Here is a 13886-nt window from a genome sequence, read left to right as displayed (position 1 = left end):
GGGCTCAGTGGGAGCCGCAGCCGCAGCGGCCGTGTGCGTGCCGGCCGCCGTGCCCGTGGCCCCCGCAGCCGCAGCCTCCACCCTGGGAGGGAGCGGGCGCGGAGACGTCGCGCAGGCCCAGGAGGTTGCCGGCCTTGCGCCCGGGGACGACGCCCGCCGGGGCGGGTGCCTCACCGGGCCGTTCCTGCTGCCGCGCGGTTCGGTGGTGCCCGCCGCACCCGCCGGGCGCGGCGCCCGTGCCGGCCCGGTCCGTCTGCTCGTCCTGCTCGCTCATGGCTCTCCTAGGTCGCCGGGCTCACCGGCGGTCGGCTGCGTGTCAGCGTGTCCCGGCCCCATGGCGGGGGCGAGGACGAGCACGGGCCGCGTGCGGCCCTTGCCGGTGGTCAACAGTGCCACGACCTCACCGTCGGGAGCGAAACCCGCGAGGACGGGGCGCGCCCTGAGGGCGCCGTCCGGGCGCCGCTCCTTGGGGACCACGGCACGCTCGGGGGTGACGGCACGGGCGGCGACGTCCTCACCGAGGACCTGGCCGTAGGCGAGGGCGCGGGCCTCGTCCTCGTCCAGCGCCACGGCCGGGAAGCAGCGCCGGGCGACCGCGCTCAGGCTCATCGTGCGCAGTCCCGACGGCGGCTCGGCGTCGGCCCCGGCCTCCACCTGCCGGGCAGCGGCCTTGAGCGTGAGGGCCTCACCGACGTCGAAGGGGCCGACGGCCGTGCGCCGCAGGACCGTCAGGTGCGCCCCGCAGCCCAGCGCCCGCCCGAGGTCGCGGGCCAGGGCGCGCACGTAGGTGCCTGAGGAGCAGCAGACGCACAGGTCGATGTCGACGACGTCGGTGCCGTCGGGCGCCGTCGAGGGGCGCGGGCCGCCGGCCCGGGTCAGGGCGTGGACCGTGACCGGGCGGGCTGCGAGGGCGACGTCCTGGCCCCCACGCACGCGCGCGTAGGCGCGCACGCCGTCAACCTTGACGGCACTGACGGCGCTGGGCACCTGCATGAGGTCCCCGGTGAGGCGGGCCAGGGCGGCGTCGAGGCGCGCGGGCAGGTCCTCCTGCGGCGTGCAGCCGTGGCGGGCGGTGACCTCGCCCTCAGCGTCGTCGGTGACGGTCTCCTGCCCCAGCCTCAGGGTGGCGGTGTAGGTCTTGTCCGCGCCCACGAGGTAGGTCAGCAGCCGGGTCGCCCTGCCCAGGCCGATGATGAGAAGGCCCGTGGCCATGGGGTCGAGGGTCCCGGCGTGGCCGACCTTGCGCGTGGCCGCGAGCCTGCGGGTCATGGCGACGACGTCGTGGCTCGTCAGGCCGCTGGGCTTGTCGATGAGCAGCAGGCCGTCTGGGGCGGTGACGGTGCCGCGGGGCACCGCAGGACGGTTCCGGGCGGCGCCGGTGCGGCCGTTCACGCCCGGGTGCCCGGCTCGCCGGTGGGGGCGTCCTCGTCGTCGGCGCCGCCCTCGCCGTCCTCGTCGTCGTGACGGTAGGGGTCCGCCTCGCCCGCGTAGGAGGCCCCCGCACAGGTGCGGGCGATCTGCTCATCCTTGGCGCGCGCCTGGGCGAGGGCGTCCTCGAAGGTGCGGGCCTGGGTGGGCAGCGCGTCGAGCTGGAAGGTGATCGACGGGGTCAGGCGGATGCCGAGCGCCCTGCCGACCTCTGAGCGGATGAGGCCCGTCGCCGAGCGCAGGGCGGCGGCCGTCTCGCGGCGCTCTCGCTCAGAGCCGTAGACCGTGTAGAAGACCGTGGCCTGCTGCAGGTCACCGGTGACCCGCACGTCGGTGACGGTGACGAAGCCGAGACGCGAGTCCTTGATCCGTCCCTGGAGCATACGGGCGACGGTCTCGTGGATACGGTCGGCGACCTTGCGGGCGCGGGCGGCGTCAGCCATGGAAGCTCCTAGGGTCAGCGGGGCACGTCGGCGGGAGTGCCGGCGGGCGATTGTCTCAGATACCTGCCAGGTGCGCAGCCTCACGCCTCACACCGTTAGCATCTGCCCACTGTCCCAGGAACGAGCCCGTATGCCCTCGCCCACCTCACCGTCCACCGCCTCCCAGCAGCGCGGCACCGCCCTCGTGCTGGGCACCTACGCCCTGTGGGGACTCTTCCCGCTCTACTTCCGGCTCCTGGACGCCGCGGGAGCCCTTGAGATCCTCAGCTACCGGATCACCTTCACCGCGCTCACCTGCCTCCTGCTCGTGACCGTGACCCGCGCCTGGGCGCGGGTGCGCGCCGTGCTCGCAGCCCCGCGCCAGCTGCTGGCCCTCGCCGCCGCCGGCGTGCTCATCACCCTCAACTGGCTCACCTACGTCTACGGCGTCAACACGGGCCGCACGGCCGACGCCGCCCTGGGCTACTTCATCAACCCGCTCGTGACAGTGGCCCTGGCGGCGCTGGTCCTCAGAGAGCGCCTGCGCCGTGCCCAGAAGGTGGCCATCGTGCTGGCGGTGGTCTCCGTCGCCGTGACCGCCCAGGGCAGCCTGCCCTGGATCTCCCTGGCGCTGGCGGCCACCTTTGGCCTGTACGGGCTGGTGAAGAACCAGGTGCGGGTGGACGCGCTGACGGGACTGACCTTAGAGACCTGCCTGGTGCTGCCGCTGGGCCTGGGCCACCTCACCCACCTCGCCCTCACCGGGACCTCCACGCTCCAGGGGCCTGAGGGCTCAGCCGGCCTGGCCGCCCTGCTCGTGCTCGCCGGGCCGGTGACGGCGGCGCCGCTGCTGCTCTTCGCCGCAGGAGCCCGACGCGTGCCACTGTCCACAGTCGGCATCGTGCAGTTCTTCTCCCCACTCATGCAGTTCCTCCTGGCCTGGCTCGTGCTCGGCGAGACGATCTCCCCGGCCCGCTGGGCGGCCATGTCGCTCATCGTGGTGGCGACGGTCATCTTCTCCGTGGACCTGGCGACGCAGATGCGTGTGCTGGGCGGCTCGCCGTCGGCAACCTCGAAGCGGTGACGGGGCAGGCCGGGGGCCGCCCACCACACGGGGGTTTCCCCCCGGCCCAGCTCAGCGGCGCTCAGTCGCGCGGCTTCTCGCGCATCTCCCAGGTCTCGATGACGTCGCCCTCGGCGATGTCCTTGAAGCCCAGGTTGATACCGCACTCGTAGCCCTCGCGGACCTCGGTGACGTCGTCCTTCTCACGACGCAGGGTCTCGATGGTGAGGTCGCCGTTGACGACCACGCCGTCGCGCACCAGACGCGCCTTGGCCCCGCGCCGGATGACGCCCGAGCGCACCAGGGAGCCCGCGATGGAGCCGAACCTCGAGGAGTGGAAGACCTGACGGACCTCGGCAGTACCGAGCTCGACCTCCTCGTAGACGGGCTTGAGCATGCCCTTCATCGAGGCCTCAACGTCCTCGATCGCCGCGTAGATGACCGAGTAGAACTTCATGTCCACGCCCTCGCGGTCGGCCATCTCGGCGACCCGCACCGCGGGGCGCACGTTGAAGCCGATGATGACGGCGGAGTCCACCGTGGCGAGGTTGACGTCGTTCTGCGTGATCGCACCGACACCGCGGTGGATGATGCGCAGCGCGACCTCGTCGCCGACGTCGATCTTGAGCAGCGAGTCCTCCAGCGCCTCGACCGCACCCGAGCTGTCGCCCTTGAGGATGAGGTTGAGGGTGTCAACCTTGCCCTCCTTGAGGACGTCGGTGAGGTTCTCCAGGGACACGCGCTTGCGGCGCCGGGCCAGCAGGGCGGCGCGCTCCGCGGCCTCACGCTTGTCGGCGATCTGGCGGGCGGTGCGGTCGTCGGGGGCGACGATGAAGGAGTCACCGGCGCTCGGCACGCTGGTCAGGCCCAGCACGAGGGCCGGACGCGCGGGACCGACCTCCTCCAGGTTCTGGCCGTGCTCGTCGAACATGGCGCGCACGCGCCCGTAGGCGGAGCCGGCGACGATGGGGTCGCCCACCCGCAGGGTGCCCTGCTGGACGAGGACCGTCGTCGTGGCGCCACGGCCCTTGTCGAGCTTGGCCTCGATGGTGACACCGCGGGCGTCACTGCTCGGGTTCGCCCGCAGGTCCAGGGCGGCGTCGGCGGTGAGCACGACGGCCTCAAGCAGCTCGTCGATGTTGAGGCGCTGCTTGGCGGAGATGTCAACGAACATCGTGTCGCCGCCGTACTCCTCGGGCACCAGGCCGTACTCGGTGAGCTGGCCACGGATCTTGTCCGGGTTGGCGCCCTCCTTGTCGATCTTGTTGACCGCGACGACGATCGGCACGTTGGCCGCCTGCGCGTGGTTGAGGGCCTCAATGGTCTGCGGCATGACACCGTCGTCGGCGGCCACCACGAGGATGGCGATGTCGGTGACCTCGGCACCTCGGGCACGCATGGCGGTGAAGGCCTCGTGACCGGGGGTGTCGATGAAGGTGATCGACCGGCGCTCGTCACCGACGGAGACCCGCACCTGGTAGGCACCGATGGACTGGGTGATGCCACCGGCCTCGCCGGCGACGACGTCCGTGGAGCGGATGGCGTCGAGCAGCTTGGTCTTACCGTGATCGACGTGGCCCATGACGGTGACCACCGGCGGACGGGACTCGAGGTCCTCGTCGGACCAGCCGGCCTCCTCGGCCTCGAGGTCGATGTCGAAGGACTCGAGCAGCTCGCGGTCCTCGTCCTCGGCGGAGACGAGCTCGACGTTGTAGCCGAGCTCGACGCCCAGGAGCTGGAAGGTGTCCTCGTCCAGGGACTGGGTGGCCGTGGCCATCTCACCGAGGTGGAACAGCACGGTGATAAGGGCGGCGGGGTTCGCGTTGATCTTCTCGGCGAAGTCCGTCAGGGTCGCGCCCTGGCGGATGCGCACCGGGGTCGAGCCGTCACCGCGCGGGACGATGACGCCGCCCAGCGACGGTGCGCTCTGCTGCTCGAACTCCTGCCGCTTCGCGCGCTTGGACTTGCGCCCGCGGGGCGCGCCGCCACCACGCCCGAAGGCGCCCTGCGTCGAGCCGCGCCCGCCGCGGCCGCCACGAGGGCCGCCGCCGAAGCCGCCGCCGGGACGTCCGGCGCCACCGGCGCCCTGGCCACCACGGCCGGCAGCTCCCGGCCGGCCACCGCGGCCGGCCTGGCCGCCGCGCGCCGGGGCACCCGGGCGCCCCACGGAGGAGGTGCCCGGCATCATGCCGGGGTTGGGACGCAGGCCACCGGGGCGCGGACCCGGACGGGCACCGCCCTGCGGGCGCGGCCCGGCTCCCTGGGGACGAGGCGCGCCGGCGCCAGCACCCTGACGGCGCGGGGCACCCGGGCGCGGACCGCCCTGGCCCGGCTGGCCGCCCTGGCCGCGCGAGCCGCCCGGACGGGGCATGCCCTGCGAGGAGGCGAAGGGGTTGTTGCCCGGACGCGGCGCACCCGGACGCGGCGCACCCGGACGCGGCGCACCCGGGCGCGGGCCCGGAGTCGGGGCGCTGCGGCGCTCAGCGGGGGCCGTGTCTCGCTGGGGCGCGGCCGGACGCGGCCCGGGGGCCGGGCGCGGCGACGGGGCCTCGGCGGTGGCCGGGGCAGCGGGCGCAGCCGGGCGCGGCGCGGCAGGCCTGGCGGCGGGCTTGGGCGCGGCCGGACGGGCCGCAGGCTTGGCGCCCGCCTCGGCCCTGGGCCCGAAGTGCTCGCGCACGCGGCGCGCCACCGGGGGCTCAACGGCGGAGGAGGCCGCCTTGACGAACTCTCCCTGGTCCTTGAGCCAGGCCAGGATCACCTTCGAGGTGATCTTCTTGCCAGTGGGGTCGAGCTCCTTGGCGAGCTCGTGAACGCGTGGTTTAGCCACATTTCTCCTGTCAGGTTGCCTGCTCCTGACCAGGAGCAGGCGCTAGTAGAGGCAGCTCATCGCTGGGTACTCATCGGGTGCCCATCGGCTTCCTACCCGCCTTTGCAATCGGTGTTCCCGGTCCCAGGACCGGTGTCATGCGCTCAGGCCCTGCCCTTGCGGGAGAGCCAGTCGCGCACGGGGGCCGCATCCAACGGCCCACGGGTGCGCAGCGCGCGCCCAAGGGCGCCCCTGCGCTCAGCGAGCTCCAGGCACGCGGGGTCCGGGTGGATCCACGCGCCCCTCCCGGGCGACACCGCCCGAGGGTCGACGGCGAGCCCGCCGCCGTCGAGGACCAGACGCAGCAGCTGCGCCCGGGGACCCTTGCCGCGGCACCCGACACAGGTGCGCTCGGGCACGTGTGAGGTGCTCGTGGCCGTCACGCGTGTCCTTCCGCTCATCCTGCCCGGGCGCCTTGTGCACGGCAGGCCGCACCCAAGGCTGGCAGGGTCCGCGTCAAGTTTACCGGCGGCCCGCTCAGGCCTCGTCGCCGGGCTGTGAGGGACCGGTCACGTCGTCAGCGCGCGAGCCGGTGCCGGGCACGACCCGCCCGGACTCGGAGTCCGCGTGGATGTCGATCTTCCAGCCGGTCAGGCGCGCGGCGAGGCGGGCGTTCTGCCCCTCCTTGCCGATGGCCAGCGAGAGCTGGAAGTCCGGGACGGTCGCACGGGCCGTCTTGTCCTCCATCGACACGATGCGCACCTCGGACACGCGCGCGGGCGACAGCGCGTTGGCGACGAAGCGCGCCGGGTCCTCGGAGTAGTCCACGATGTCGATCTTCTCGCCACCGAGCTCAGAGGTGACGGCGCGCACGCGCTGGCCCATCGGACCGATGCAGGCGCCCTTGGCGTTGACACCCTTGACGCGCGAGCGCACGGCCATCTTGGTGCGGTGGCCGGCCTCGCGGGCGATCGCGACGATCTCGACGTCGCCGGAGCCGATCTCGGGGACCTCGCGCTCGAAGAGCTTGCGCACCAGGCCCGGGTGTGAGCGGGAGAGGATGATCTGGGCCCCCTTGAGGCCGCGCGAGACCTCGGTGACGTAGACGCGCACGCGGTCGCCGTGGCGGTGGCGCTCGCCGGGGACCTGCTCGTGTGGCGGCATGATCCCCTCGTGCTCCTCGTCCAGGCGCACGTAGACAAGGCGGGGGTCACGCCCCTGCTCGACGGTGCCGGAGATGAGCTCCCCCGCCTTGTCCTTGAAGACCCCCAGGACCTCGAAGTCGCGACGGTCCTGGATGCGCTGGACGATGACCGAGCGGGCCGTGGCCTGGGCGATGCGCCCGAAGTCCTCCGGGGTGTCGTCGAAGAACTCACCGGTGGGCTGGTCCTGCTCGTCCAGCTCCGGGGCGAGGACGGTCATGTGCCCGCTGCGGCGGTCGATCTCGACCTGGGAGCCGCGGATCGCGCCGGGGACCTTGAGGTAGGCGGTGAGGATGGCGTCCTCGATGGCGGGAAGGAGGTCGTCCAGGTCGATGCCCAGCTCGTCGGCCGCGCCTCGCAGCTCCGGCATGTTGATGTCCATGGTGTCCTGGGTGTCCTCTCTCGTCTGGTGGGGCGCTCGGGCCCGGTGCGCGGCCGCCCGGCCGCAGGTGTCTGGTGGTCGGGGTGTCAGAGGACGACGACGGTCCGGGCCTCGGTGACCTCGTCCAGGGGGAGCGTCGTGGCGGCCCCGTCGACGTCAAGCGTGAGGGTGTCCGCGTCGGTGGCGAGCAGCGTTCCGGTGAGCGTCGCGCCGGCCGTGGTGACGGCGACGGTGTGGCCGACGGCGCGGCGCAGGTGGCGCGGGGTGGTCAGCCTCCGCTCGGCGCCGGGGCTGAGGACCTCGAGGGTGTACTGGCCCTTGACCGGGTCAGCGGCGTCCAGGGCCGCGGAGACGGCCCCGGTGGCGGCGGTCACCATGTCCAGGTCGATGTCGCCCTCGCCGTCGGGAAGGTCAACGACGACGCGGACGGCGCAGTGGCGCCCGGCCCTCGTGGTCTCAACACCCTCGAGGAAGAGCCCCACGCCCTCCACCACGGGGGTGAGCAGCTCGGTGAGCCGGGTGGCGAGAGCGTCGGCCATGGGTGTCCCTCCAGGGTCGGTGGCGCCCGCGGGCGGGCAGGCGCCCAGCCCGCGGGCGTGGTCATACGCGCCCATGCTACCCGTCCGTGGCAGGATCACCGCGTGACGAGCATCCCCACAGGCCCCGCCGACCGCCTCACGCCCCTTGGCCGCACGGCCGCGCTCCTGGCCGTGTGCGCCCTCGCCGTCGGCACCACCGGCTGCGGGCTGAGGATCGGTGAGGCGGCACCCCGGACCCTCCCCTCGGCCTCCGAGCAGGAGTCCGTGCGCGACGGCCTCGCCCGCCGCACCGTGCTCGTGGCCTCAACCGCCTCCTCCTTCCTGGCCGCCTTCCCCGAGGACCCGGCCGCCGGCATCGCCTCCGCCCTCGTGACGGACACCGCCGTCCAGCTCGAGGCCCTGGGCGGGGTGTGGGAGCCCTACACGGCACCCGTGCCCTCGACCTTCCCGACAGCCTCCCCGGTCGCCACGGCCGCAGCGGGGGCCTCGCGCGACGCCCTGGTCGAGGCCCTCACCGCCGGCGCCGCGCAGGCACGTGAGGCCTGCCTCACCGCCGCCCAGGCACAGGAGGCCTCGCTCTACGCCGCCGTGGCCGTGTCCTGGTCGGTGGCGCTGGAGGCTCTTGAGCCCGGCACCGCCGGGGCCGAGGGTCGCGCCACGCCGACCTCCGAGCCCCTGCCCGGTGCCCTGCTCCAGGCCTACGACGCCGCCCGCTACGCCCTGGAGGAGGTGGCGGCGCGCGGTGACGAGGAGACCCGCTCACGCGCCCAGGCGCAGGCGGCCGGGGCCGACGACCTCGTCAACGCCTCCGTCGCCCTGGGCGGTGAGGACACGCGGCTCGCCGCCTACGCCGCGCCTGGCGCCCAGGACGGTGCGAGCGCCGAGGTGACCTGGGCCCGCCAGGTGTGGCTACGTGTGGCCGACGCCGAGGTGGTCGCCGTGTCCACCACCACGGGCCGGGCGCGCGCCGAGGCCCTGGACGCGGCCGTGGCGGCGGCGTTGACGGCCGTCTCCTGGGGCGCGGACGTCAGCGCCCTTCCGGGGCACTGAGCCGGCCTGCCGGCTGCGGCCCCTCGACCCACCAGCGCAGGCGGCTGACGCTCACACCCCTCGTGCTGGCGCACGCCCCCAGGAGCGCGGCGGCGTCGCCCTCGTCCCTCACCAGGCGCAGGCGGCAGGGGCCGATGAGACGGCTCCAGGCGTCCACAAGCGCCACCGCCTGGGTGCGCGAGCGCACCAGCGAGGCGGGCACCGCCAGCATGATGACCCGGTCGGGACCGCGCCACAGGGCCGCCTCGAGGCGCGACAGCAGGCGCCGCAGCACGCCGAGCCTGCTGCCGGCCCGCCGGCTCCAGGACCCGGTGGCGACCTCCAGGACGAAGCGCGGTGCGGTGGCCGCAGGACCCAGCAGGGCCGCCACGGCCTCGGCCACCGCCTGGGCGTGGCGCTGTTCCACCCCGGCCAGGCCCACGACGACGGCGTCACGGTCGGTGAGGGACACGACCTGCCCCTCCTCAAGGGGCGCGCCTGTGCGCTCAGCCAGCACCTCGGCCACGACGCGCACGAGCGCCGTCCACAGCCCCTCGGGCGTGCCCCGGCGCAACAGGCCCGGGCGCAGGCGGATCTCGACCGCCTCCACAGCCGTGCCCGGGCGCAGCCCGTCCTCGCTGCCGGTGGCGCCGCTCCCGGCGGCGTGGGCCGCGCCGGCGCCCGCCAGCCAGGCCTGCCGTTCCCCGGCGCGGTCGGACAGGCTGGCGACGGTACCCGCGTTGAGACGGGCCACGGCCGCCGCCGTGCCCAGCGGCGCCCGCTGAGGGGCCGCGCCGGCCAGGGCGTCGAGTACCGCGACCTGCTCAGGCTCCAGCACCCCGGCCGGACCGGTCGTGATGAGCGCCGGCCGCCCGCTGCCGTCACCCGCGCCCGGGTCCTGCACGCGCAGAGACCACTGGTGGTCGAGCTTGCGCTCCAGGCGCGCCAGGTCGGGCTGCTGCGCCAGGCCGGCCTCGGTGGGCAGCAGGCAGGCCAGTGACCAGGTGTGGGCCACCTTGCCCGGCCACGCCGGGTCCAGCCGGACCGTGCGACCGCGCAGCTGGCAGACCGCCGTCGCCGTCGTGGCCGTGGTGAGGTCCACCAGGGTGTTGACCTGCGGGCAGTCCCACCCCTCCCCGAGCAGGCCCCGGGTCCCCAGCACCAGACGGACCTGCCCGGCGGCCACGAGGCGGCAGACGGCGAGCACCAGCCCTGAGGCCCGCCCGGCGGGAGCGGTCACGCGCGTGGTCCAGCCGTCGTCCGTGACGCTCAGGGGCAGACCGGTCTCGGTGCGCAGCCGCTCCAGCAGGCTCTCCTCGCCGCTGGCAAGGCGCAGGTGCGAGGAGGTCAGCGCCACCGGGTGCAGGGCACGCAGCCGCTGGTCGGTGAGCACAGTCTCCAGGCAGCGCAGCACGCCGCCGACGGGGCGCCCGCTGTGGGCCCCGGCCAGCACGTCGAGGGCCTTGTGGGTGGCGGAGCGCTCGGCGGCGTCAGTGACGACGACAGCGCACAACCGCTCACCCAGGGCGTCGAGCTCGGCACGCAGGACCTCGACGACGGCCGTGTCCTTGGCCCGGGTGCTGGCTGCGATGAGATCCAGGGGCGAGCGCCCGGCGCGCAGGCCGGAGTCGGTGAGGCTCACCCCCAGTCCACCCAGCAGGTCGCGCAGCCCCTGCCACTCGCCGCGCCGGGAGGGGTCCGGCAGCACCCGTTCCAGGGCGTAGCGGCCCACGAGCCGCAGCTCGTCCTCCAGCCCCAGCGACCCGACGTCGGGCAGCTCGGGGACCACGAGGACGCTCAGGGCCGTGGGCGTGTAGGTGCCGGTGCGCCGCAGGACGGCGGCCGCGGCCGTCGCCAGCACAGGATCGGCGTCGATTCCCGCAGCCAGGCGGGCCAGGACCTCCTCACGGCTGGCGGGCACCGGCGCTCCTGCCCGCTGCACGGCGCCCGACGCCGGCGCTGCGTGCCCGGCCTGGCCCGGGGCGCGCCCCTCGGGGACGGGGGCCACGAGGTCCAGGAGGAAGTCGATGCCGTCGGGGGCCAGCAGCGTCTGGGCCACCCTGGCGCGCAGCTCGGCGCCGCGCGCCTCCAGGAAGGCCGTCTCCTGCGCTGTCGGGGTGGTGAACCACACCAGGCTGCGGGCAGGGGCCAGGTGCCCGGCACGGACCACGGCAGGCAGGGGGATCTCGGCGTCGACGTCACCGAGCAGGGCGTGGTAGCGAGACCAGGAGGAGTCCTCGGTGCTGGGCTGCGTGGCGGTCAGGCCGATGAGGGTCGGCGCTGCGCCGGCGGCGCTCAGACGGCGCAGCAGGTACTGGACCACGACCGCCCAGTGCGCCGTGAGGTGGTGGCACTCGTCCAGGACGACGGTGGCGGTGCCGCTGCGCACCAGGGCGTCGAGGCGTCGTCGCGCCCCGGGGGCCAGCAGGCTCTCGACGGCGGTGTCGTCGAGCTCATCGACGTGGGAGCGTAGACGTCCGGCGCGTGCCGCCACTCCCCGGCGCCAGGCCGCGGGGTGCTCCGCCTCGAGGCGGCTCAGCCAGCCCTCAGCGGCGCCAGCGCTCATACCCTCCTCGACGCGCTCGGCAGCCCAGCGCCTGCGAGCGGCGTCCTGCCAGGGTCCGGCGCCGTCCACGACGGTCAGCGACTGGTAGGTGAGGACCGTCAGGCCCTCGGGCGCGGCGTCCTCGGCCAGGCCGGCGGCCTTGGTCAGGCAGGCGGTGTGCTCGGGCGGGCCGGCGTCGTCGGGCCGCAGGAACCTGCGCGCCTGGGCCGCCCACTGGTCGCGGATGAGCGTCGTGGGGGCCAGGACCAGGGCACGGCGGCCGTTGCGGCGTGCCAGCTCCAGGCCCAGGAGGGTCTTGCCCGCGCCCGGTGGCGCCACCAGGTGCAGGCGGGCGCCGTCCTGCGGCTCGACGGCGTCGAGGAGCTCACGCTGGTAGGGGCGCAGGGACGCGCCGAGCCGCAGCCGCCGCAGCGGCCGGCCGTCACCTGGTGGCGTGGGGCCCGTCTCCGGGCCCGGCGGCTCAGAGCCCCTCACCCGTCGGGACGGCCTCCAGGGCCGCCACCACGGTGGAGCGGATCTGCTCCGCTGCGCTGTCGACGGGCACCGAGCGGCGCTCGCCGCAGCGGCGCTCGCGGATCTCGACCGTGCCGGACCGGGCGAGGTCGCGGCCCACGACGACGGTGAAGGGCACGCCCAGCAACTCGGAGTCGGCGAACTTCACGCCCGCGGAGACCTTGCGGCGGTCGTCGTAGAGGACCTCGAGACCGGCCTGGTCGAGCTCGGTCGCCAGCGCGGCGGCGGTGGAGAAGACCTCGTCGTCCTTGCCGGTGGCGAGCACCTGCACATGGTAGGGGGCGACCTGGATCGGCCAGGCCAGGCCGTGCTCGTCGCAGCTGGCCTCGGCCAGGGCGGCCATGACGCGCGAGACGCCGATGCCGTAGGAGCCCATGGTGACGGTGCGCGCCTTGCCGTTGTCGTCCAGGACGGTGAAGCCGAGGGCGTCGGCGTACTTGCGGCCCAGGGCGAAGATGTGCCCCAGCTCGATGCCGCGGGCGATCTCCAGGGGGCCAGAGCCGTCCGGGGCGGGGTCTCCCGCACGCACCTCAGCGGCCTCGATGGTCCCGTCGGCCTCGAAGTCGCGGCCCTTGACCAGGTGCAGGACGTGCTTGCGGTCCGCGTTGGCCCCGGTCACCCAGCTCGTGCCATCGACGACGCGGGGGTCGAGCAGGTAGCGCACGGAGCCCACCAGGACCTCGTGACCGTGCTCGTCGGTCTCGACCCGGCGGGCCGGGGAGGAGGGGCCGACGGCGGTGGGGCCGATGTAGCCGCGCACGAGCTCGGGGTGGTCCGCGAAGTCCGCGTCCTCGGCCACAGCGACCTCGGCGGGGCTGAGGGCGGCCTCCAGGCGCTTGAGGTCCACCTCGCGGTCACCGGGCAGCCCGACGACGAGCAGCTCCTTGGAGCCGTCAGGCTGGGTGAGGGTGACGACGACGTTCTTCAGCGTGTCCGCCGCGGTCCAGGCACGCTCCGGGCGCGGGTAGTCGGTGTTGAGCAGGTCCACCAGGGTGTCGATGGTCGGGCAGTCGGGGGTGTCAACGACGCGGGCGGGCGGGACCTCGGAGGCGTCAACCGGGTCGGGCACGGGGGTGACGACCGCCTCGGCGTTGGCGGCGTAGCCCCCGGGCGAGCGCACGAAGGTGTCCTCCCCCACCGGGGAGGGGTGCAGGAACTCCTCCGAGCGGGAGCCGCCCATCGCCCCCGCCATGGCGTTGACAGGCACGTACTCCAGGCCCAGGCGGGTGAAGATGCGCTCGTAGGCGGCGCGGTGGCGCTGGTAGGAGGCCTCCAGGCCCTCGTCGTCGAGGTCGAAGGAGTAGGAGTCCTTCATGATGAACTGGCGGCCCCGGATGATCCCGGCGCGGGGGCGGGCCTCGTCGCGGTACTTCGTCTGAATCTGGTACAGCGCCGTCGGCAGGTCCTTGTAGGAGCTGAGCAGGTCCTTGGCCAGGAGGGTGAACATCTCCTCGTGGGTGGGGGCGAGCAGGTAGTCGCCGCCCTTGCGGTCCTTGAGGCGGAAGAGGGTGGGACCGTACTCGTCCCAGCGGTGGGAGTCCTTGTAGGGCTCGGCCGGCTGCAGGGCGGCGAAGTGGACCTCCTGGGCACCGATGCGGTTCATCTCCTCGCGGATGATGGCCTCGATCTTGCGCAGGACGGCCAGCCCGAGTGGCAGCCAGGTGTAGATGCCCGGTGCGGTGCGGCGCACGTAGGCGGCGCGCACGAGGAGCCGGTGGCTGGCGACCTCTGCGTCGGCCGGGTCCTCACGGAGGGTACGGATGAAGGCGGTGGACATCGTCTGAAGCACGGCACGATCCTACGTGCTCGCCGGGCGCCCGCCGTCGTGGCCCGGGGGCGGGGCCGCTCACGCCCCGGGCCCGTTCGGGCACGGGGGCGGGCCCTCATCTCGTATCCTGCCTCCGGGCCCGGCGACGGTCCCTCCTTCCTGCCCCAC

11 protein-coding genes are annotated in these 13886 nt (G+C 74.3%); 2 read left to right on the top strand and 9 right to left on the bottom strand.

Annotated features, from left to right (window positions below; translation table 11 throughout):
- Nucleotides 1–4 precede the first annotated feature (4 nt).
- From ACSJJR_RS07680 to rbfA, 3 genes are read right to left on the bottom strand one after another with little or no spacing between them, the layout of a single operon-like run.
- On the bottom strand, nucleotides 5–274 hold the full coding sequence (locus tag ACSJJR_RS07680) for a hypothetical protein (RefSeq protein ID WP_435942850.1): 270 nt from the start codon (nucleotides 272–274) through the stop codon (nucleotides 5–7).
- Complete coding sequence (truB, locus tag ACSJJR_RS07675) at nucleotides 271–1353, bottom strand: tRNA pseudouridine(55) synthase TruB (RefSeq protein ID WP_435942849.1); 1083 nt, start codon at nucleotides 1351–1353, stop codon at nucleotides 271–273. The genes ACSJJR_RS07680 and truB overlap by 4 nt, the downstream gene beginning before the upstream one ends.
- A gap of 35 nt (nucleotides 1354–1388) precedes the next feature.
- The gene (gene rbfA, locus ACSJJR_RS07670) at nucleotides 1389–1871 is read right to left on the bottom strand and encodes a 30S ribosome-binding factor RbfA (RefSeq protein WP_435942848.1); all 483 of its coding nucleotides are present in this window, start codon (nucleotides 1869–1871) and stop codon (nucleotides 1389–1391) included.
- 130 nt (nucleotides 1872–2001) lie between these two features.
- On the opposite strand from rbfA, the gene rarD reads away from it, so the two are divergent.
- The gene (gene rarD / locus ACSJJR_RS07665) at nucleotides 2002–2934 is read left to right on the top strand and encodes an EamA family transporter RarD (RefSeq protein WP_435942847.1); all 933 of its coding nucleotides are present in this window, start codon (nucleotides 2002–2004) and stop codon (nucleotides 2932–2934) included.
- A 61-nt stretch (nucleotides 2935–2995) separates the two neighbouring features.
- On the opposite strand, the gene infB is transcribed toward rarD, so the two are convergent.
- The 4 genes from infB to rimP all read right to left on the bottom strand — a co-directional run bounded on the left by infB (nucleotide 2996) and on the right by rimP (nucleotide 7842).
- The gene (infB, locus tag ACSJJR_RS07660; protein WP_435942846.1) at nucleotides 2996–5740 is read right to left on the bottom strand and encodes a translation initiation factor IF-2; all 2745 of its coding nucleotides are present in this window, start codon (nucleotides 5738–5740) and stop codon (nucleotides 2996–2998) included.
- A gap of 143 nt (nucleotides 5741–5883) precedes the next feature.
- Complete coding sequence (locus tag ACSJJR_RS07655) at nucleotides 5884–6162, bottom strand: YlxR family protein (RefSeq protein WP_435942845.1); 279 nt, start codon at nucleotides 6160–6162, stop codon at nucleotides 5884–5886.
- Between the two features lie 94 nt (nucleotides 6163–6256).
- The gene (gene nusA / locus ACSJJR_RS07650; RefSeq protein ID WP_435942844.1) at nucleotides 6257–7303 is read right to left on the bottom strand and encodes a transcription termination factor NusA; all 1047 of its coding nucleotides are present in this window, start codon (nucleotides 7301–7303) and stop codon (nucleotides 6257–6259) included.
- Nucleotides 7304–7389: 86 nt separating this feature from the next.
- Entirely contained in the window at nucleotides 7390–7842 is a 453-nt protein-coding gene (gene rimP, locus ACSJJR_RS07645; RefSeq protein ID WP_435942843.1) for a ribosome maturation factor RimP, read from the bottom strand.
- A 102-nt stretch (nucleotides 7843–7944) separates the two neighbouring features.
- Here rimP and ACSJJR_RS07640 point away from each other — a divergent pair, with 102 nt between their 5' ends.
- On the top strand, nucleotides 7945–8892 hold the full coding sequence (locus ACSJJR_RS07640) for a hypothetical protein (protein ID WP_435942842.1): 948 nt from the start codon (nucleotides 7945–7947) through the stop codon (nucleotides 8890–8892).
- Here the strand turns inward: ACSJJR_RS07640 and ACSJJR_RS07635 are convergent.
- Both ACSJJR_RS07635 and ACSJJR_RS07630 read right to left on the bottom strand, forming a co-directional pair.
- A complete protein-coding gene (locus tag ACSJJR_RS07635) occupies nucleotides 8870–11911 on the bottom strand; it encodes a DEAD/DEAH box helicase (RefSeq protein WP_435942841.1) in 3042 nt (1013 codons plus the stop codon). The genes ACSJJR_RS07640 and ACSJJR_RS07635 overlap by 23 nt on opposite strands.
- On the bottom strand, nucleotides 11898–13739 hold the full coding sequence (locus ACSJJR_RS07630; RefSeq protein WP_435942840.1) for a proline--tRNA ligase: 1842 nt from the start codon (nucleotides 13737–13739) through the stop codon (nucleotides 11898–11900). The genes ACSJJR_RS07635 and ACSJJR_RS07630 overlap by 14 nt, the downstream gene beginning before the upstream one ends.
- Nucleotides 13740–13886: the final 147 nt, after the last annotated feature.

The organism is Actinomyces sp. W5033, assembly GCF_051303165.1.
The sequence above is the reverse complement of the archived record's forward strand: the minus strand, read 5'-3'. Positions and strand labels throughout refer to the sequence as shown.

Bases quoted from the DNA above. Each gene is read 5' to 3' on its own strand.
- nusA (WP_435942844.1), bottom strand. From the start codon at position 7,303: ATGGACATCAACATGCCGGAGCTGCGAGGCGCGGCCGACGAGCTGGGC.
- rbfA (WP_435942848.1), bottom strand. From the start codon at position 1,871: ATGGCTGACGCCGCCCGCGCCCGCAAGGTCGCCGACCGTATCCACGAG.
- rarD (WP_435942847.1), top strand. From the start codon at position 2,002: ATGCCCTCGCCCACCTCACCGTCCACCGCCTCCCAGCAGCGCGGCACC.
- rimP (WP_435942843.1), bottom strand. From the start codon at position 7,842: ATGGCCGACGCTCTCGCCACCCGGCTCACCGAGCTGCTCACCCCCGTG.
- ACSJJR_RS07680 (WP_435942850.1), bottom strand. From the start codon at position 274: ATGAGCGAGCAGGACGAGCAGACGGACCGGGCCGGCACGGGCGCCGCG.